Here is a 19,978-nt window from a genome sequence, read left to right on the forward strand (position 1 = left end):
ATCATTATGTTTAATAAAATTTTTTATAAACTGTTTAACAAACGACTTAATAAGCTATTTAATCAGAAATTTACTATCAAGTTAACAGCAACATTGTTGTTGGTCAGCCAAGTGTCTGTTGCACAAACGCAGCTAGACGTTGAACAGGCAAGTCGCTCTGTTAGCGGATTAAAAAATAATGTCGTCGAGCGTGAAAAAACTAACCTTAACCCTAAAGAGCAAGTCAAGATTTCCCAGAGAACCTTAGCATTTAAAGGCATGAGTCGACCTGAGGTAAGCTATGCCCGCCAGCAAAAAGCAACATCAAATTTACTCACATCAGCGCTAAGTCAAAATGTTGAATATGATGCCGGCTCGTATCATAGTTTTTCAATTTACAGCGGTTACAGTGAGCTTATTCTGGATATTGATGAAGACGGCTATTATCAGAGTTTTAGCGTCACATTCGATGCCGATATATTATCGTCAATGGCGAATGAACAAGCCGTTGTTTATGCTGATTTATACCTGAGTCAAAACGGTGGGCCTTGGGTTTTGTACTTTTCTAGTGATGACTTTGTTATTACTGGCGAAGATAGTGAAGATGAGTTTGAAGTAGTTACTCAGTTAGACTCGGGTTATGTAGCAGATCATTATGATGTGCTAATTGATTTATATGAAGTGGGCTTTAGTGCTGTGGTGGCGACTTACAGTGCCAACAATACTAATGCGCTTTATGCACTGCCATTAGAAAGTAGCGACTATGATCCTGAGTATATAGCGGTTGAATACTACGATGAACACTCAGGAGGCAGCAGTTGGTTGTTGTTCGGCGCATTATTGGCCTTAGTTTACCGTTATTGTTTAGTTAAATTCGGATGATATTAAAAAATAAATTAAACTGACAAGGTTATGTTATTTCGCAGTAATAAAGCGACTATTAGCGAAAATAGCGTGGCTTGTCGCTTATGTATAGTAATAAAGTTTGACCTGATTTCTAATATCCTGATATGGTTGAGAGATAAAAAAACAATAAAAATCGTACTATTTATGAGGGACTCTAGATGTCACCAGAAGTCATTGAAAAAACCAATGTCGATATAAAAGCTGCATACCTTTCGGCTGAAGATTTAAAATTAGCCGCATCATTATTATACCAAGCGTATCATGATGACCCGGTGTTTCTTGAAATATTCTCTGCGGATAAAAGCGATTATGAACAACGCTTACGGGCAGCGATACGCGAAGAACTGAATGTTTTTTGGCAAGCAAAGCAGCCAATGATCGGTTTGTATTTAGGTGAAACCATGGTGGGTGTTGCCTGCTTAAATAACCCTGAAGAAGGTGTGTCATCTGAGCGATTTTGGCATTGGCGCTTGAAAATGATGCTGGGTGCCGGTTATTTTAGTACCAAACAAATGATTGAAAAAGAAAATATTGTTTTAGCGACAGTTCCGTTGAAAAAATTTCACATGTTGTCTTTTATTGCTATACATCCATTACATCAACACCATGGCTTTGGTCATTATTTAATGGCAGCGGTAAATACCATTTTAGCAGAGCACAAAGACAGTGAAGGTGTTGCGGTTTACGCTACCAGTAAAAAATATAAAGCATTTTTTAAAGACGTAAACTATCAGTTCATTAAAGAAGTTGCTGTCGGTAATGTCTCTGGTTCTTTGATGGTTTATTATCGAGAAGCAGCGGAAAGTTAATGCTTAAGCATTTAGCTGTCAATTTTATATAAGTAAAGTGATACAACCAAAAGCTTTACTTTAGCTCGCTAGCTAAATCATCAACTCGTCACTAGGGTTATGGTTTTCATTGATTATGGGCGACTGGCATTTAGTTATTGGCTGTGATGTTATAGCGACATTAGCACTTAACTAACTAAAAGATTTTCTGATAACATTTCTAGTAGGCTTTTTGTTATAGACCCTTATCATTTCTAACTTAACTCCCAACGAGCAAGCCAAGAAAGCGTCACCTTTGGTGTTATCGATTTTGGCAATACTTTTATATAGAGACTCTACCTAGAGGCTTTTATATAAACGCTCCCACCTAAATCTGAGTTACTAAGGTGACACACACGCAGTTGCCGAGAATAAACGCTTTTGGCTCTGGTAACCAACTTTCTGTTACTTTCACCCTATATTGTGCTGCCTTAAATTATGTCTGGTAGCGAACCCTTTTTCAGCTTGCACAAGTCTGCATCTTAAAATGCAAGGGGCACAATACTAGTAGTTTGTTTTTCGTACACCTGAATGCGCTAACTCAATGTAAGACATGTCTCACATTACTGTAAGATATAATACTTTTGATAGGGATGTAAATATTTTTATTTATTTTAAACTATTGTTTTTATAGGTTTATTTTTTATTTTTCAATGCTGCGATTGCTTTTTTGATGTTTTTTTTAAATCACCTACTTTGAAAAGCTAGCATTTAGTCTACTATTATACCTGTCAGGAAGACAAAGGGATTACGAATAACGGTAATGGTTTACCACTAGGATGCTTAGATTAGCAAAGAGATAGGATGTCTCACAAGGATAGATTGAATAGTTGTCACGGAATAATCATCAGGAAGATGAATATAGACAATTGATGTAACTAGGATAGTTATTATTAAGGATAATAGGATGTAACTAGGATAGTTACTATTAAGGACAATATGATGTAACTAGGATAGTTATTATTAAGGACAATATGGACAGCAAAAGGTTTGCTAGGAAATGCTAGGGATAGCTCTTTATGGATGAAGAGGGAACATTATATATTTATGCAGGATGCATATAAGCTAGTTATAGAAATGCGGTTCATTGAACCGCTTTTTTTTCGTCTAAAATTCACTCAATGTACTAATGCCAGTCTAATTTAAAGCCAATCTAACAAGCAATTTTGTTAAAGCTTATTTTAAACAAGGCCATTAACCCCTCTTTAAATCCAATCATCAATTAATTCAATGCTGGTTTTTTTATTTTTCAGGTCAAATTAATATTCAATTAAATTGGCATAAAAAGGTGATTTCCCTAACCTAGCTTGACTACCTTTTAATGAGAAACTGTAACCGCAGAGTAAAAATTTGTTTTTAAAAGCGATATTTTTAATTAACGCTTTGGTGTCTAATGGCGAAAAATAGGCATAATACTTGTTATCTATTGTGCTGACGCTATAGGTTCTGATCACTTCTTCTTTCGTAAACTCGATGCTTTTACAACTTTTATCACCTGCAGCAGTGCCTAGGGACCAAACGTTAAGGTTATCTTTAACACTAGCTTGCCACTGGATGACAATAGCGTTATCAGCAGCGATCATGATAGAGAAGTTGTCTGGCAATGTTATTTGATGTTGAAATTCTTTTGCTGTTTTTTGAATTTCACTTGTGTGTTCCACAGGATTATCAGTCGGTGTTGGTTTAGCAAATAGCATTGATATAATGAATGCTAGTACTAATAAAAAGCTAATCAAGGCTATAGTGAGTTGGCTATTTTTTTTGCTAAAAAGCGCTAAGCGAATTGACTCAGCAAGTTCGACTTTATCTTGCGAACTATCACTGAAGTGATTGGCATGGGTGGTTGAAGAGGTATTTTGATTGTTATATGCAAGTGGCGAATAATCATTTTTATTATCCGAAGATTGATTGATATTGACACTATTCATAGTAGGTTCAATACGTTGGCTGTTACGAGAGTTAGTTTTTTTTAGTTGTTGAAAATCAGATAAATTAACTGGACCATTATAACCAAGTATATAGCGTCTTTGACTTTTACTTGGGTAAGTTAAAAGTACTACCATCATAAGTAAAGGTATTAATAGCAACCAATAGCTGCTGTTGTAGCCAGTAAAAACAATAAAAAAACCTGTTACCAAAAAACTGCCCGCAGGCGCTAGAATCCAAGTGTTATGTAGGTGCGCATCATTGAGTCGGCGCCGAGTAGCCGCTAAGTATGTTGATGAAGATAGTAACAGTATAAAAATGGCGCTGAATTTATGATCACTCAAGCTTTCATTTAGTATGATAAAAGCAAGAAAACATGTAAGACTAATAAAGATAAAACGTTGTCGGTTATCAAAACCGTGCCAGCAAAATAGCGACTTAATAAGTTGCAAAAGACCTCCAAAAATAAGTTAGCGATATGGCGGTATACGCTAACTTGAAAATTACTAAAATAAAACTCAATGAGAGTTATCAAGGGTAACTAATTTAGCCTGCGAAGTCAGTTTATCTGAGATATTTGTTTGTGCATTTGTAGTCATTTATCAAACTAATAAAAATAAAAGTTTATCTAGCTATTTTAGCGCATCAATTAAAGTAGACTCCATACTGTTAAGTAGGCACAGAGCTAGGGAGACGATTAAGTACAGAGAAAAAATAGCGTTGTATTTATAGCGTTAATTAATTTATTGCTCAGAGAGTATTAGGTTATATATTTAGGTTAATATGGATACTTTGCAGGACGTTTAGGTTATTCATGGAGTGAACAGACCCTTTTGGAATGATATGTTAAGGGCATAATTAGCGAAATCAAAAAAAAGCGACTTAAGGTCGCTTTTCCTTTACCTGCTTACTTATGCAGCGTTGTGTTAGTTAACTCGGTAAGGGGGCGTGTCGAGATTGTCAAGTTTGTAACCGCGTAATATCATTGTGCCATGGTATGTAGATTCACCATCACCACTAAATTCAAAATCAAAATGACTTAACCAATGTGGTCCTAAGCGTTTAGAGAACCTAAATCGACTCGATAAACGCGCTATCGCTATAAATTGCAAATTTTCATCTTTACAATATTTATCAACATGGGAGCGAGCATACTCAGATACTTTTCGTAAATACACAAAATACCAAAAGAGTAAGCCAATAAAAAGTAGATAGTAAATGTTTTCCATGAGAATGCCTATGGTTTAAAAAGCGTGCCAATGGCTTGGGCCAAATCAGGGCTGCGTTTTGGTGAACGAATGGCTTGCAATAGTACGGGGCGTATCGTCGGTATTGCAACTAAATCTTTAAATATTGCTGAAAATAAGGCCTTGTTTTTATCTTTTATTAAATGCTCTAAGTAGGCGAAAAGCATGTTTTCCATACTTAATATTGGCCATAAACGACCCGCAATAATAATCAGTATATCTTCGTCTAACCTTTGATTAGTGATTAAGTTACTCAGCAGGTTTTGACTATAAGTGTGCTCTGTACTCGATGCAAGTGCACGTAACAATGCAATGGTAATGACTGTATTGTTACTGGTTTGTGCTTGTTGAAAACGTAGTGTTATTTGCTCAATAACGTCAACAGGTAAGCTAACGTTTTCAAGTGCAGAAGATAAGGGAACAAGTACTTGTTCAGGCAAGTAACTTAAAGCGTTGGTTAAAACCTCACTGTTGTTAGCTTCGTTGAGTCGAAAGGCAAAGTCAGATAAACCTTGTACCCCAAGGTCTTGCCAAGCTTCCCATCCGTTGACACCCGATAAGTAACGTTGTGCAGGTGCATAAAACTTGCTGGCCGCTTGTTTAAGCGACGTTGACAAAACACTATTTATCGCGGCTAATTTATACTGGGCCGGTGTAAAGTGATAAGGATTTTTCTTCAGTAACGCTTCTTGTTGCTCGGTTGGATTTACCGTAAGGTTTTCACCTAAGGCTTCAACAATAATGGCAATAAAATGATTCCTAGCTCCTTGATTTAATAGGCCTCGTTCATCTAACGGTAGTTTGACAAACCATAAGTAAGGGCTAGTAGATTGCTTTTGCCAAAATGCAATGGCAAGCATTGCATGACCTTGAATTGGAAAGGGGTAAGGCAGTTGAGCTGCTTCAATTTGTTCAAATTGCTCTATTGATATTTTATCTACTCGACGACCGATGTCGTAAATACAATATTGAGAATCTGATAAGTTCAGTAATGCTGAAATTGAAGAAATAGTGTCCGAAGTTATACTCATAGAATCTACTGTCGCTATTAAAAGTTTAATAAGTGGCTAGGTGTTGTTATGACTCAACATTATAGAGATAACGCTGCTTTAACTCCACCGTTAATCTTTATCCGGTGATTTTAGGTAACGGCAATGATTATTAGCTTCTATCTATAAAATTTATACTGCACAATTTCTATTTAGCACTTAAAGTAGCACTGCTGTGACGTTAATAGATCCAGCACTAAATTTGAGAAGGTAAAAATCTATTTTTGACCGCTAAATTGGCTAAGTACTATTTTATCGAACGATTAATAACAACAATACAACAATAACGAATATTGACCATTTGGCCTGTGAGGTATTAACCAGATTATTTTGAGCAATAAAAGTTAATATCAGAGAGAAAAATAAATTAACATGACAATTAAAAATGCGGGTACGGTAATTGTTGAAAAACCACTATTGAAAATTTTATATCAAGATGAATATCTTGTGGCTGTTGATAAACCCCCAGGGCTTTTTGTCCACCGAAGCTTTATGGACAAAGATGAAATTTACTTTGCCTTACAACTTATTCGCGATCAAGTTGGCCAATATGTTTATCCATTACATCGCCTTGATAGACCTACATCAGGTGTGTTGTTATTTGCCTTAACCCAGGATGTAGCTCGCTTAATGGGGCAAGCGTTTAGCGAGAGGAAGATAAAAAAAACTTATTTTGCCTTAACGCGCGGACATTTGCTAAATGAAGGGGTTATTGATCACCCATTAAAAGAAAAGCTTGATGATTTAGGGGATAAAAATGTTAGCCGTGATAAAGAAGCGCAAAGTGCAGAAACATTTTATAAGTCAGTCGCTATTGCGTCATTGCCGGTGCCCTTAGGTAATTATACAAGCGTGCGATATTCGTTAATTAAATGCCAACCTCATACCGGACGCCGTCACCAAATTCGTCGACATCTTGCTCACTTACGCCACCCTATCATTGGTGATATAAATTATGGTGATAATAAGCAAAATCCATTTTTTGGTGAACACTTTGGTTTTAAACGCTTGATGTTAATGGCTAAACAGGTGGAGTTTATTCACCCCGTAACAGGGCTGGACATGTTAATTGAAGCTGAGTTTGATGAACAATGGCAGCAGATATTTAATGTCTTTAAATGGTAATACTCGGCTTTTACAGTCGTGGTGTATTATTTGTCTCAATCTAACGAATCACGGGGCTGTTAATTTACATTCTCATTTTTTGTTGCAGGATTTAACCTAACTACGTTAGCTTGATACCCACTACCTTAAATGATAGTGGGTATCAGCCTATATATTCTATGGCGTTAACGCTTGCATAACAATATAGAAGGCTAAGGTGCTCTGAATTTTCATGTCCTGCTTAGATCTTGCTATTAGTAGTTATTAAACTTTTCTTATATTTTAAATCGTTCTACTAAGCTATCTAAGTTCATTGCCATTGCGGTTAACGATTCACTTGAAGAGGCTATGCGGGTTGATATTTGTGCACTATTTTCTGTACTATCACTAATCGCATGCACATGAGTATTAATTTCACCAACGACCGCGGCTTGCTCTTCTGTTGCCGTGGCGACCTGAGTGTTTAAATCTGAAATTTGTTGAATATTTGCAACAATTTCATTGAGTGCTTCTGTGGTTTGCTGAGCATCAGTCACCCCAATTTCGGCAGTCTCTTTACTTTCTCTTATACCCTCTACCGCTCGCTTAGATTCCGTCTGTAACAGGTTGATCATCTTATTAATTTCATCTGTTGCCTCGCTGGTGCGCTTCGCCAAGTTGCGTACTTCATCAGCGACAACAGCAAAACCACGACCCTGTTCGCCAGCTCGAGCTGCCTCAATAGCGGCATTTAAGGCCAGCAAGTTTGTTTGCTCTGAAATGCCACGAATAACATCGAGAACACTACCAATTGCATTGCTCTTATCGGCTAACGACGCAATGGTAATCGATACTGACTCCATCTTCTGAGCCATCTGGTCAATATTTTCAGTGGAATCTTTAACAACAATTTGCGCATGCTTAGCTTGAGTTGTTGCTTCATTTGTCGAGTCTGCTGCATGGGCGGCATTTTCGGCAATTTCGCTGATGGTTGAACCCATTTGACTAATGGCTGTTGCCACTTGCGTTGCAATATCACGCTGACTTTCGGCATCTAATCTTGATTGTTCTGCATCTTGAGAAACTTTAATAGCGGCTTGGCGAACACTTTTCGATGTGGTGGACACATCATTAACCACAGCATGTATTTTATTGATAAAGGTATTAAAACCATGAGCTAAACGCGATACCTCATCACTACCGCTTTCACTTAGTCGGTAACTAAGATCGCCTTCTCCATCACCTAATTCACTGAATACTCGTGCAAGATCGTTAATAGGTTTGGTTAAACTTTTTGCTAAGATGATACTGATAAAGATAAACACAACAACAATAATACCAAACCATATAAGCATATAATTTCGAGATTCGTTCAATGCTAAGTAAAGCTCAGCTTTTGGAACTTCTGCAACCACATACCAGCCAAGGCTTGAGATATAGCTAGTCGCAATAATTAAATTTTCGGTTTCTTGGAAGGCAAATTCTTTTTGGGATAAAAGAATTTGAGCGTTTATATTACTGTAAAGATCAGTGAGTTTTGTTTTGTCACTTTTTTCCTTATCTTTATGAATTTTCACTAACCCTGAATCATTCACAAGATAAACAAAGCCAGACTCTTCAATTTTAAAGCTATTTAAATAACTCACCATGTCATTAAATGACTTTGACAATCCGGATATACCTCTTCCGTTCAGCTGCTGGTAGTTGATAAACACATCGACATTACCATTAGGGTATTCGTAGGTACTTGCGGACTCTTCTTTGTTTCCATTGGTGAACGCAAAAAACCAACCGTCAATATTGTCATCTTTAAGTACACGAAGAAAACCATCTTGGTTCCAATATTTAGCTGTTTTACGATCGGCAAAGGATGCATTACTCAAGTTGTTATCTTTAGCTATTTTATCTAACATTTTTATAACGTTAGCGTCATTGTCTGCACTTGCACCAGACTTTATCCAATCAAGCAAAAAGGGGTTTGTTGCAATGGATTTTGTCAGCACTTTCATTTCTGAAATCTCTCCATCCACAGCATTGCGAACGCGCAGCAAAAGGTTAGGTAAGTCGGAATGCTGCAGTCGAGAAATAAGTAGCTCTTTAGCTTTTGAGTGACCGACAAATCCGACGATGCTAGTAGATATTACGACAGCCATTAACATGGCAATCACTAGTTTAGATCGGATAGAAAGGGTGGTGAAAAATCTCATCAAAGAGTTCCTATGGGTAAGTTTTCTGTAGACTTTGCTGTTACGGCGATTTGACAATAAAACTCTGTTATAACGGGGGTATAACAAGTGTTCGCTATAAATTTTTTCTAGTTTAACATATGCTTGTATTCTCACCATTAAAAAAACAATCTTTATCTAATTAGCACCAGCAAAAATCTATTATTTTTTGTCTACCGCTAATTAGGCTGATTAACTGCCTACAAGCCGCTAGGCATTAACAGAGAGCAGTTTAATAGATAGGTTACTTAATGGCGTTTTTATCTCTATTTGTAGCAGTAAATTATAATGTTTTTTTTGATAATAAAGTGTACTTAGCTTGATGATTGCAAAGGTGATAGTGGTAAGCGTTATAGCGGCAAAGCTTAGAGCAATTATAAATTTGACTAAGTTAGATTATTTGACCTTCTCGCTTAATATTATAGTGCTTTGACTTGTTGATGAACTTTTGATTTAAAGCGCTTTTTAAGCATTGGGTTTATGGTGCTGAGCATGGTGATGAGCAGATATTTAGAAAATTTATTTAGTCAATCTAGATGAGAAGCAAGGTGTTAACAAACAGGGTTTTATTTAAGAGGTATAATGTTTTAATTAAACTTGTGCAGTGTACTTAACAACACTACACAAGTTAAGGTTAACAGTTAAAGCAGAAAATTACTCTTCAGATACCGAGCGAAGTAGGGCATTAATACCTACTTTAGCACGTGTTTTTGCATCAACTTTTTTAACGATTATCGCTGCATATAAGCTATAGGTACCACATTTAGAGGGAAGGTTACCTGGCACAACAACTGAACCTGCTGGTACTCGACCGTAATGCACTTCACCAGTTTCTCGGTCATAAATACGCGTACTTTGACCGATATAAACGCCCATTGAAATTACGGCACCTTCTTCAACCACAACGCCTTCAACAATTTCTGAACGAGCGCCAATAAAGCAATTGTCTTCAATGATGGTTGGTCCGGCTTGTAGCGGTTCAAGTACGCCGCCAATGCCAACGCCACCTGATAGATGCACGTTTTTACCAATTTGTGCACAAGAGCCAACCGTTGCCCAAGCGTCTACCATACAGCCTTCATCTACATAGGCACCAATGTTAACGAAACTTGGCATTACCACAACATTTTTACCAATAAAACTACCGGTACGCACTGACGCACCCGGTACAACTCTGACACCATCAGCAACAAAATCGGCATGGCTATAATCAGTATATTTCATCGGCACTTTATCGAAAAATGTGCTTTCTGCGCCGTCGATAACTTCGTTATCCCAAATTCTAAATGAGAGTAACACAGCTTTTTTAAGCCACTGGTGTACAACCCATTCACCCGCAATTTTTTCTGCAACGCGCGCTGAGCCATTGTTTAATGCCGCTAATGCATCTAATACCGCTTGTTTTACTTCAGTAGAGACAGTGGCAGGCGTAATGTTCATACGCTCTTCAAACGCTTGTTCAATAATTGTTTGTAATGCTAACATCAAAAATTCCTAAGATTAATTTGCTAAAGTTTATCGGTGACTATCAGCGCAAAGCATCGCTTCTAATACGTTTTTTTGCTCTGTGGTTAGTATTTTATTGTCATTATTTGAAATGGTAAAAACATCCTCAGCTTTTTCGCCGAATGTGGTGATTTTAGCTGAATGTATTTGTATGTTACATTTTTGAAAAATAGTAGCAATATTAGCCAATAAACCGGGATGATCTAAAGCCACTATATCTAATATCGTCCGGTTTTTTGCTGTACCGTCGATAAAACTGACATGTGTTGGTACTTTAAATTGGCGAAAGCGTTTCGCTAAAGGCTTAGGCTTGATACGGATTTCTTTTGACGCTAATTTAACGCTTAACGAACGCGCTATGGTCAGGGCTCTAGCACTATCATTAATGGCTTTATTACGGTTATCTAAGACCACAAAGGTGTTAGCAGTGAAGCCAGACTTATTAGTAGTTATTTTTGCATCATGTATGGACAGTTTTTTTGCGCCAAGTAATGAAACAATATTGAAAAATATATTAGGTTTATCCTTTGTATAAACAAATACTTCTGTGCCACCACGATAAGGTTTTGGACTAATAATGACCAAGGGCTTAACTTTGTTGTGCGACAAAATATGCTTAGAGTGCCAAGCAATTTGTTCAGGAGAATAACGTAAAAAGTAGTCGGCTTTAAACTCTTTCCATAATTGTTTTAAGCGCTCTTGATCAAGTGATTCTACTTTTAAAATTTCAATAGCTTGTTGTTGATTTTCTCTAATTTTTGCTCTTAAATCAACTGGCTTTTCAAGACCACGTCTAAAGGCTCGTTTAGTACTATAATATAAATCTTCCAGTAGATTAGCTTTCCAACTATTCCATAAACTTTCGTTGGTGGCACGCATGTCAGCGACAGTTAAACAGTATAAGTAGTCTAAGTGAGCTTCGTCTCGTACAATCGTGCCAAAAGTTTTAATGACTTCAGGGTCAGAAATATCTCTGCGCTGAGCGGTAACTGACATTAATAAATGTTTTTCTACTAGCCAAGCGATCATTCGACCGTCGTGATCACCTAATTTATGGATTTTAGCAAAATTTAACGCGTCAATCGCGCCAAGTTTTGCATGATCACCACCACGACCTTTAGCAATATCATGAAATATACCGGCAAGATATAATAGCTCAGGTTTACGAACACGTTGAACAATTTTGCTGCACAAAGGGTATTCATTATTATGTTTTACTTGGCTAAAACGGTACAAGTTTTTTAATAAACGATAACTGTGCTCGTCGACAGAATAGGCATGAAATAAATCAAACTGCATTTGGCCAACTATATTTCGCCATAGCGGTAAGTAAGCACCAATAATAGAATGGCGGTGCATAAGTGTAAACGCTAGGCCTAAACCGCGAGGGTGTTTAATTAACGCGATAAAGATTTCCCGGCAGCGAGCATAGTCAATCATACCTGATACTAATCGCCGGCGCGCATTACGCATTAAGCGTAAAGTCTCTGGATGTAAGTCAGTAATCTCTTTATGTTGGGCAATCAGTAAAAACATTTCCATGATCATGGTTGAACGGGTAAAAACTCGTTTATCACAGACCTTGATTTGACCATCAATAATGACAAAGTCATCATTAAGCACTATTTTCTTACTGTGTTTTTTTTCGTTTAATATCGCGTATTCAAAATGCTGCAATAGCATTCTATTTAACTCTGAAACACGCGATATAATACGGAAAAATCGTTTCATCATCCGTTCGATAGCAAGCTTGCCACCATCGCCAAAACCCATTAACTCAGCAACATCAGCCTGGTAGTCAAACAGTAAGCGGTTTTCATTACGTCCAGCGATAAAGTGCAATGCACAGCGCATGCGCCATAAATAATCTTGACACTCAAGCAGTTCAAAAAATTCATTAGTGGTGAGGTAGTTATGGTCAATCAATTGCTCAAGCGTATCTGCCATAAAATGACGTTTGGCGACCCAGCCAATAGTTTGAATGTCGCGTAAACCACCAGGGTTAGCTTTCAAGTTAGGTTCGAGGGTATAAGATGCGCCATGGTATTGTTGATGACGTTGATACTGTTCATTACGCTTGGCAAGAAAAAACTTTTCAGAGGTCCAAAAAATGTCTTCAATCAACAAGGGTTGTAATTGAGACACTAAGGCATTATTACCGCAAATTTGTCGCAATTCCATCAAGTTTGTCGCGATGGTAACATCGTCAATTGCTTGATTTAGACATTCTTTTATGTTGCGAACGCTATGACCTATATCCAGTTTTACATCCCAAAGTTGGGTAATAAAAGCGGATATTTTTTCGGCTAAGTCATCGGCTACGACATTTTGGGTAATTAATAAAATGTCAACATCTGAATAGGGATGAAGCTCTTTGCGACCATAACCGCCAACAGCAACCAAACTGATTTGAAATTCATCCAAATGGTGCTGACACCAAAGTTTGGTTAAAATCAGATCAACATAAAAAGCTCTAGCAGCAACAAGTGAGGTAACTTCACTAATGGGAAATTGCTCTTTTTGCCACTGAAGAAATTCATTACTCAGTAAACATATTTGTGAACTATTTAATGAAGGGGCACTAACGGAGAGAGCCTCAATGTACTTATCTGGAATTAATGATGATGTATTCAACAATTAGCTCTCATATTTAGCTCTCATATTTTTTATTAATATTGCCATTAGCTTTTAATTTATAATATTACTAATGGTTACTGAGTTATTAACCATTTAACCATTTAACCATTTAATTATGTAATATTCGGGCAATGGTGTCATCTTTGCGTAAGGTTAATATTTCGCAACCCGTTTTGGTCACTACAAGGGTGTGTTCCCATTGTGCTGATTTTTTACCATCTAAGGTATATACCGTCCATTTATCTTCTTTGTCGAGCAGGGTATTAGCACGACCTAAATTGATCATAGGTTCGATGGTAAAACACATGCCTTCTTGCATCTTTTCGTTGTCATTATTTTTATAATGAACAATTTGCGGTTCTTCATGGAATTCTGTGCCTATACCATGGCCACAATATTCTTTGACTATCGAATAACGCCCCGATTTTTTGATGAATTTTTGAATAGCCGTGCCTATTTCACCAAAGGTATTGCCGGGCTTAACTTTTTTAATGCCGATATAAAGTGCTTCTTGGGTAATACGACAAAGACGATTATCTTCAGCAGACGTTTCACCAATTAAAAACATTTTACTGGTGTCACCGTGGTAGCCATCTTTTATTACGGTAATATCAATGTTGAGTATATCGCCATCAACTAAAGGCGTGTCATTGGGAATGCCGTGGCAAACCACGTGGTTAACTGAAGTACAAATGGACTTTGGAAAATGATGGTAATTTAAAGGTGCCGAAATGGCATTTTGTACTTTCTCAGTAAATTCAGCACATAAGGTATTAAGCTGGTCGGTTGTTACGCCAGCCTGAACGTGAGGTTCGATCATTTCCAATACATCTGCAGCAAGTTTTCCCGCAATTTTCATTTTTTGAATTTCTTGCTGATCTTTAATCGTTATTGTCATAAAACCTCAAACGTGACTCTGTAAATAATGTGAATAGGATAAATTAATTAGCTACTTAGACTGTTTATTGAAATAAACAGTCTTGCAAAAAACTGTATTGCAATAAAATTAGGTCGTAGGTAAATAATAATTATGGGTGATTTTACCTGCTTTTGTTACTTATTCCCAATCGTAAAACGCTAGAGTGAATAATTAAATGACAAATAGCGGATGTTTGCTAGGTATAGGGTGTAAATATTAACGATGGAAAAAAGTACTGTGCAGCAGTAAAAATAATTTTAGCGCTCTTTTTTCTACATATTGAGCTATTTTTATAGGGTAATACCCTTTAAAAAACATTGATGACAACGCGAAGTTGTCATCACTTAGCATTAAGATAAATTCTCTAATTCAATGTTAACGGCTTCTATTATGGCTTCAGGATTCTCTAAATAAAGGTTGTGATTTAACAATACCAAACTCTCATTGCATGCTAGTAACATCGCTGGAATGGCTTGTGTGCCAATAATTTCCTGCACTTCAATAATATCATGAATAGCAAATTCAGCATCTTTGGTTAGCTTGTTAGATTGCAGGCACTTTGCCGGTGGTGACAGCTTGAGTTCGTCAATAATTTCACTAACGCTTTCTTGGTCAGTCAATTCATTACCTAAAACAAAATGTGCATGCTGCAATTTCGTCAACAATTCAAAGGCAGACTTTGCTGATTTGTTTTGCACCCAAGCCATTAAGTTAGCCGCTAAAGTTGAGTCTTTTGTGTAATTGAGTGTATCAAGGTAGTTAGCACCAAACACTACTTGACTAAATTCGCCTACATCAGCAAGGGTAGTGGCTGATACTTTGTTGTCGCCATCGTAATAACCTATGTGCATAGCTCTAAGCGTAATGTTTGGAAAAGCACTTAACACTTTTTCAACTAATACTGCAGAGGCATAGCTCCAAGGACAATGACTATCATAAATATAAAAAAGTTCTGCATTTGGTGTGTTCAATGACATAAGTTAACGAGCCTGATAAAAAAGTGGCCTAATTTTAACTTGCTGCTATTAAAGATCCTAGCCCTTAGTAAAATAAAATATTATTAAGCTTAATTTCAAGTTAAAAACTAGTTAATTGCTCTTGAATATGTTATAAAGTGCGCCGTTAAATTGTTTGTCTGAGTCGTCGATGATGCTTGTCTAAATCTTCGCTGATTTTTTCAAATATATTTAGCACTAAAAAGGGTATTGAAAAAATTCAGTACATTAAAACTAAACTCACATACATCTAGCAAAGATATACCGGGGTGCTCAGCGAATTTACAATAAGTAAAGCGCAATAAGGGTCGTGTATATTGGATGTATGAACGCTTAACCCCACAAAGGAAAAAACATGCCAAACGTTTCTATGCGCGATATGCTTAAAGCAGGTGTTCATTTCGGTCACAAAACCCGTTATTGGAACCCAAAAATGAAATCATACATTTTTGGTGCTCGTGATAAAGTTCATATCATCAACCTTGAACAAACTGTACCAATGTTCAACGACGCTCTTGCTGTATTAAGCAATGTTTCTTCGAAGAAAGGTAAAGTTTTATTTGTTGGTACTAAACGCGCAGCAAGCGATGCTATAAAAGATGCAGCGATAAAATGTGATCAATTTTACGTAAATCACCGTTGGTTAGGTGGTATGTTGACTAACTGGAAAACAGTACGTCAATCAATCAAACGTTTAAAAGATCTTGAAGCTCAAAGTTCTGACGGTACATTTGAAGCACTTACTAAAAAAGAAGCTTTAATGCGTACTCGTGAAATGGAAAAACTTGAGAAAAGCCTTGGTGGTATCAAAAACATGGGTGGTTTACCTGATGTTTTATTTATTATTGATGCGGATCATGAGCACATTTCTATTAAAGAAGCTAACAACTTAGGCATTCCAGTAATTTCTGTTGTTGATACAAACTCAAATCCAGATGGCGTTGACTACATCGTTCCAGGTAACGATGATGCGATTCGCGCTGTGACCTTATACTTAGATTCTGCAGCTAACGCTGTACTTTCAGGTCGCGAGCAAAACATCGCAGTACAAGCTGAAAAAGACGGTTTTGTTGAAACTGAATAAATTCAGTTTTAAGTAACGTTTTATGCTGTTATTACCACAACAATTTTGGTTGTTGTGGTAATTACTGATAACTTTTTATATTGAGGAAAATTTCATGACAATTACTGCTGCACAAGTTAAAGAATTACGTCAACGCACAGCTGCGGGCATGATGGATTGTAAAAAAGCTTTACAAGAAGCTAACGGCGATATGGAACTTGCGATTGAAAATATGCGTAAGTCTGGCCAAGCGAAAGCGGCTAAAAAAGCGGGTAATATCGCTGCTGAAGGTACAATCTTAATTAAAACTGAAGGTGGCCTTGCTGCTTTAGTTGAAGTTAACTGCCAAACTGATTTCGTAGCAAAAGATAATAACTTCCTAGCTTTTGCTAATGAAGTTGCTGATGCCGCTCTTGCTGCTAAAGCAACTATCGAAGAGTTACAAGCTCAATTCGAAGAAAAGCGCATTACGCTAGTGACAAAAATTGGTGAAAACATCAATGTTCGTCGCGTAGAATACATTGAAGGTACTACATTAGCGACATACAGTCACGGCGCTACTATCGGTGTTGTTGTTGCTGGTGAAGGTGATGCAGAAGCACTTAAGCACATCGCTATGCACGTTGCTGCAAGCAAGCCTGATTACATCAATCCTGAAGATGTTCCTGCTGATGTTGTTGAAAAAGAAAAAGCGATTCAATTAGATATCTTAAAAATTGAAAATGACAAGCTTGAAGAAAACAAGAAAAAGCCTGTAGAATTGCTTGAAAAAATAATTATTGGTCGTATGAAAAAATTCACTGGTGAAGTGTCTTTAACCGGTCAACCTTTCATCATGGAACCTAAGAAAACTGTCGGCGTTATCTTAAAAGAGAAAGGCATTTCAGTTGCTAACTTTGTTCGTTTAGAAGTTGGTGAAGGTATTGAGAAGAAACAAGAAGATTTCGCTGCTGAAGTTGAAGCACAAATCGCTGCGGCTAAAGCTTAATTCACCTTGGTGAATTGATATGAGTTAAAGCAAATTTCTTGAAAAAGCGCCAATTGGCGCTTTTTTTATGACAAAATTTTGCAGGTAATCTAGGCGACAATAAGTCAGCTACTTTGGATAATGTGTAGTTATTGTTCAAATATCATACTATTTTATCAGTGAAAAACGATAAATAGCTTCTAGGGTAGACTTTTTTCATATTTGACTTTCGAACCGTGGCTAAACGTATTAAAATAGTCGCGGTCGATCAGACCTAGTCTATTTTAATTTAAAAATTCTTAAGGAATGTTTATTACATGAGCATCAACCCCAAACCAATGTATCGTCGAATTCTTTTAAAACTTAGTGGTGAAGCCCTAATGGGCGAAGAAGGTTTTGGCATAGATCCGAAAGTATTGGATCGCATGGCACAAGAAATAAAAGAATTAATCGAAATGGGCATTCAGGTTGGCTTAGTTATTGGCGGTGGTAATCTGTTCCGTGGTAAAGGCCTGGCTGAAGCCGGCATGAATCGTGTTGTGGGTGACCAAATGGGCATGTTGGCAACCGTGATGAATGGCTTAGCCATGCGTGACGCTTTACATCGTGCTTTTGTTAATACGCGTTTAATGTCAGCAATCGATTTAGCTGGTGTTTGTGACCGCTATAATTGGGCTGAAGCTATTAGCTTATTAAAATCTGGCCGTGTAGTTATTTTTAGTGCTGGCACAGGCAACCCATTTTTTACCACTGATTCAGCAGCGTGTTTACGTGGTATTGAAATTGAAGCTGACGTGGTGTTAAAAGCGACCAAGGTTGATGGCATTTACTCAGAAGATCCTGTTGCCAATCCAGATGCAACCTTATATAGCCATTTAACCTATCAAGACGTTTTAGAAAAAGAATTACAAGTGATGGATTTAGCTGCTTTTACGCTAGCGCGTGATCACAGTATGACGCTACGTGTGTTTAATATGAATAAACCTGGCGCATTAAAGTCCGTCATTATGGGTGGTGATGAAGGTACAACGATAGATCACGCCAAAAATTTAAATTAATTAGTGCAGGAATAAAATAGTGATAAACGAAATAAAACAAGACGCTCAAGAAAGAATGGCGAAAAGTATCGAGTCATTAAAAATTAGTTTGAACAAAGTACGTACTGGGCGAGCACATCGTTCATTACTCGATAATATTGTTGTCTCATATTACGGTATGGACACACCGCTTAACCAAGTGGGTAATATCGCTGTGCCAGACGCACGTACTCTAGCTATTACCGTATTTGACAAAGGTATGATTGGTGCAGTTGAAAAAGCCATTTTAAAGTCTGACTTAGGGCTTAACCCGTCATCACAAGGTACGTTAATTCGTATTCCTTTACCGGCGCTAACCGAGGAGCGACGTAAAGACTTAGTTAAAGTCGTTCGTGCTGAGGCAGAAGGCGGTAAAGTTGCGGTACGTAATATCCGTCGTGATGCAAATACTGACATTAAATCATTGAATAAAGAAAAAGAAGTCAGTGAAGACGAAATGCATCAAGCGGAAGATGACATACAAAAGATTACTGACACGTTTATTAAACAAGTTGATGATATTTTGACCGTTAAAGAGAAGGAATTAATGGAAATTTAAAATTTTCATTGCTTAATCCATAACGCCGTAGATAATGACTACGGCGTTTTTGCATAGACCAATTTAATACTCAGCGTTAAGCTTACTATGGAGAGTATGTGAGTAAAACAGATAACCAAATTAACCCCTTGCTAGCAGTAGAGGCAAAAATACCTCAGCATATTGCTATTATTATGGATGGTAATGGCCGTTGGGCGCAGTTAAGAGGGAAAAAACGCGCAGCAGGGCATAAGTCTGGTGTTGAGTCAGTGAGATCTTCAGTCGCTACGGCAGCAAAAAGTGGTGTTAAAGCGTTGACCTTATTCGCCTTTAGTAGCGAAAACTGGCAACGGCCCGAAAGTGAAGTTGGCGTTTTGATGGATCTGTTTATGTTTGTGTTAACTCGAGAAGTTAAACGATTGCATAAAAATGGTATTAAATTTAATGTGATTGGTGACTTGAGTAAGTTTTCCAGCAAATTGCAGAAAATGATCCAAGACTCAGAAGCTTTAACGGCTGAAAATACTGGTATGGTATTATCAATCGCCGCTAACTATGGCGGTCGTTGGGATATCACTCACGCAGCAAAAAAATTGGCAGAAAAAGTAGCACGTCAAGAAATCATCGCTGATGAGATTACCGAAGCCGCACTACACGAACAAACAAGTTTGGCGCAGTTACCTGAATTAGATTTATTGATCAGAACAGGTGGCGATTATCGCATAAGTAATTTTTTGCTTTGGCAAGCCGCCTATGCAGAGTTATATTTTACCGATGTCTTATGGCCAGACTTCAATGAAAAAGAGTTTATAAAAGCGATTACTGTGTTTGACCAACGAGAACGACGTTTTGGTCAAACGGGTGAACAAGTAACTAATAAAAACTAAAAATACTTAATAACAATTTGATTAACCAAATGATCTACTTTTTAATGAGGAAAAATGGATGAATACCAGGCATAAAATTTAGTGAGTAGTTATTCTACTGATAAGTTTTATAACGCCGTATTTTTTCATTTTAACCAGTAAAAATTAA

General features: G+C 37.2%; 16 protein-coding genes. 8 read left to right on the plus strand and 8 right to left on the minus strand.

The genetic code is table 11. The annotated features are described in order from the left end of the window. Window positions 1-6: 6 nt before the first annotated feature. Window positions 7-861, plus strand: coding sequence for a choice-of-anchor H family protein (locus H4J61_RS14480; protein ID WP_182185688.1), 855 nt, complete (start codon window positions 7-9; stop codon window positions 859-861). A 182-nt stretch (window positions 862-1,043) separates the two neighbouring features. Next, window positions 1,044-1,694: a GNAT family N-acetyltransferase gene (locus H4J61_RS14485; RefSeq protein ID WP_182137625.1), complete on the plus strand. Its 651-nt coding sequence runs from the start codon at window positions 1,044-1,046 to the stop codon at window positions 1,692-1,694. 1,277 nt (window positions 1,695-2,971) lie between these two features. On the opposite strand, the gene H4J61_RS14490 is transcribed toward H4J61_RS14485, so the two are convergent. The 3 genes from H4J61_RS14490 to H4J61_RS14500 all read right to left on the minus strand — a co-directional run bounded on the left by H4J61_RS14490 (window position 2,972) and on the right by H4J61_RS14500 (window position 5,916). After that, window positions 2,972-3,982: a hypothetical protein gene (locus H4J61_RS14490; RefSeq protein WP_182185692.1), complete on the minus strand. Its 1,011-nt coding sequence runs from the start codon at window positions 3,980-3,982 to the stop codon at window positions 2,972-2,974. Window positions 3,983-4,564: 582 nt separating this feature from the next. Continuing rightward, window positions 4,565-4,867 carry a DUF3301 domain-containing protein gene (locus tag H4J61_RS14495; RefSeq protein WP_182185694.1) on the minus strand — a complete coding sequence of 101 codons (303 nt, stop codon included), beginning with the start codon at window positions 4,865-4,867 and terminating at the stop codon, window positions 4,565-4,567. An 8-nt stretch (window positions 4,868-4,875) separates the two neighbouring features. Further along, window positions 4,876-5,916, minus strand: coding sequence for a DUF3549 family protein (locus tag H4J61_RS14500; RefSeq protein ID WP_182185696.1), 1,041 nt, complete (start codon window positions 5,914-5,916; stop codon window positions 4,876-4,878). A 390-nt stretch (window positions 5,917-6,306) separates the two neighbouring features. Here H4J61_RS14500 and truC point away from each other — a divergent pair, with 390 nt between their 5' ends. Beyond that, on the plus strand, window positions 6,307-7,059 hold the full coding sequence (truC, locus tag H4J61_RS14505; RefSeq protein ID WP_182185698.1) for a tRNA pseudouridine(65) synthase TruC: 753 nt from the start codon (window positions 6,307-6,309) through the stop codon (window positions 7,057-7,059). A gap of 254 nt (window positions 7,060-7,313) precedes the next feature. On the opposite strand, the gene H4J61_RS14510 is transcribed toward truC, so the two are convergent. The 5 genes from H4J61_RS14510 to H4J61_RS14530 form a co-directional block, all read right to left on the minus strand. After that, window positions 7,314-9,224: a methyl-accepting chemotaxis protein gene (locus H4J61_RS14510; RefSeq protein WP_182185701.1), complete on the minus strand. Its 1,911-nt coding sequence runs from the start codon at window positions 9,222-9,224 to the stop codon at window positions 7,314-7,316. 672 nt (window positions 9,225-9,896) lie between these two features. Next, on the minus strand, window positions 9,897-10,727 hold the full coding sequence (gene dapD, locus H4J61_RS14515; protein WP_182137633.1) for a 2,3,4,5-tetrahydropyridine-2,6-dicarboxylate N-succinyltransferase: 831 nt from the start codon (window positions 10,725-10,727) through the stop codon (window positions 9,897-9,899). Window positions 10,728-10,757: 30 nt separating this feature from the next. Continuing rightward, window positions 10,758-13,382, minus strand: a complete 2,625-nt coding sequence (gene glnD / locus H4J61_RS14520) for a [protein-PII] uridylyltransferase (protein ID WP_259363351.1) — start codon at window positions 13,380-13,382, stop codon at window positions 10,758-10,760. Between the two features lie 112 nt (window positions 13,383-13,494). Beyond that, window positions 13,495-14,283: a type I methionyl aminopeptidase gene (gene map / locus H4J61_RS14525; RefSeq protein WP_182185703.1), complete on the minus strand. Its 789-nt coding sequence runs from the start codon at window positions 14,281-14,283 to the stop codon at window positions 13,495-13,497. Window positions 14,284-14,654: 371 nt separating this feature from the next. Next, window positions 14,655-15,281, minus strand: coding sequence for a hypothetical protein (locus tag H4J61_RS14530; RefSeq protein ID WP_182185705.1), 627 nt, complete (start codon window positions 15,279-15,281; stop codon window positions 14,655-14,657). Window positions 15,282-15,654: 373 nt separating this feature from the next. Here H4J61_RS14530 and rpsB point away from each other — a divergent pair, with 373 nt between their 5' ends. From rpsB to H4J61_RS14555, 5 genes are all read left to right on the plus strand, one after another. Further along, entirely contained in the window at window positions 15,655-16,383 is a 729-nt protein-coding gene (gene rpsB, locus H4J61_RS14535; protein ID WP_182137637.1) for a 30S ribosomal protein S2, read from the plus strand. Window positions 16,384-16,477: 94 nt separating this feature from the next. Beyond that, window positions 16,478-17,350, plus strand: a complete 873-nt coding sequence (tsf, locus tag H4J61_RS14540; RefSeq protein WP_182185707.1) for a translation elongation factor Ts — start codon at window positions 16,478-16,480, stop codon at window positions 17,348-17,350. 296 nt (window positions 17,351-17,646) lie between these two features. Next, complete coding sequence (gene pyrH / locus H4J61_RS14545) at window positions 17,647-18,387, plus strand: UMP kinase (protein ID WP_182137639.1); 741 nt, start codon at window positions 17,647-17,649, stop codon at window positions 18,385-18,387. A 19-nt stretch (window positions 18,388-18,406) separates the two neighbouring features. Next, entirely contained in the window at window positions 18,407-18,964 is a 558-nt protein-coding gene (frr, locus tag H4J61_RS14550; protein WP_182137640.1) for a ribosome recycling factor, read from the plus strand. A gap of 98 nt (window positions 18,965-19,062) precedes the next feature. Further along, window positions 19,063-19,830: an isoprenyl transferase gene (locus tag H4J61_RS14555; protein ID WP_182185710.1), complete on the plus strand. Its 768-nt coding sequence runs from the start codon at window positions 19,063-19,065 to the stop codon at window positions 19,828-19,830. Window positions 19,831-19,978 lie beyond the last annotated feature (148 nt).

This window comes from Colwellia sp. MB3u-4, assembly GCF_014077065.1.
Classification (GTDB): Bacteria; Pseudomonadota; Gammaproteobacteria; order Enterobacterales; family Alteromonadaceae; genus Cognaticolwellia.

What these genes read in the sequence shown, in the direction of transcription:
- H4J61_RS14495 (WP_182185694.1), bottom strand. Translation starts at nt 4,867, where the DNA reads ATGGAAAACATTTACTATCTACTTTTTATTGGCTTACTCTTTTGGTAT.
- H4J61_RS14480 (WP_182185688.1), top strand. Translation starts at nt 7, where the DNA reads ATGTTTAATAAAATTTTTTATAAACTGTTTAACAAACGACTTAATAAG.
- tsf (WP_182185707.1), top strand. Translation starts at nt 16,478, where the DNA reads ATGACAATTACTGCTGCACAAGTTAAAGAATTACGTCAACGCACAGCT.
- dapD (WP_182137633.1), bottom strand. Translation starts at nt 10,727, where the DNA reads ATGTTAGCATTACAAACAATTATTGAACAAGCGTTTGAAGAGCGTATG.
- map (WP_182185703.1), bottom strand. Translation starts at nt 14,283, where the DNA reads ATGACAATAACGATTAAAGATCAGCAAGAAATTCAAAAAATGAAAATT.
- truC (WP_182185698.1), top strand. Translation starts at nt 6,307, where the DNA reads ATGACAATTAAAAATGCGGGTACGGTAATTGTTGAAAAACCACTATTG.
- H4J61_RS14530 (WP_182185705.1), bottom strand. Translation starts at nt 15,281, where the DNA reads ATGTCATTGAACACACCAAATGCAGAACTTTTTTATATTTATGATAGT.
- H4J61_RS14500 (WP_182185696.1), bottom strand. Translation starts at nt 5,916, where the DNA reads ATGAGTATAACTTCGGACACTATTTCTTCAATTTCAGCATTACTGAAC.
- H4J61_RS14485 (WP_182137625.1), top strand. Translation starts at nt 1,044, where the DNA reads ATGTCACCAGAAGTCATTGAAAAAACCAATGTCGATATAAAAGCTGCA.
- H4J61_RS14510 (WP_182185701.1), bottom strand. Translation starts at nt 9,224, where the DNA reads ATGAGATTTTTCACCACCCTTTCTATCCGATCTAAACTAGTGATTGCC.
- rpsB (WP_182137637.1), top strand. Translation starts at nt 15,655, where the DNA reads ATGCCAAACGTTTCTATGCGCGATATGCTTAAAGCAGGTGTTCATTTC.
- pyrH (WP_182137639.1), top strand. Translation starts at nt 17,647, where the DNA reads ATGAGCATCAACCCCAAACCAATGTATCGTCGAATTCTTTTAAAACTT.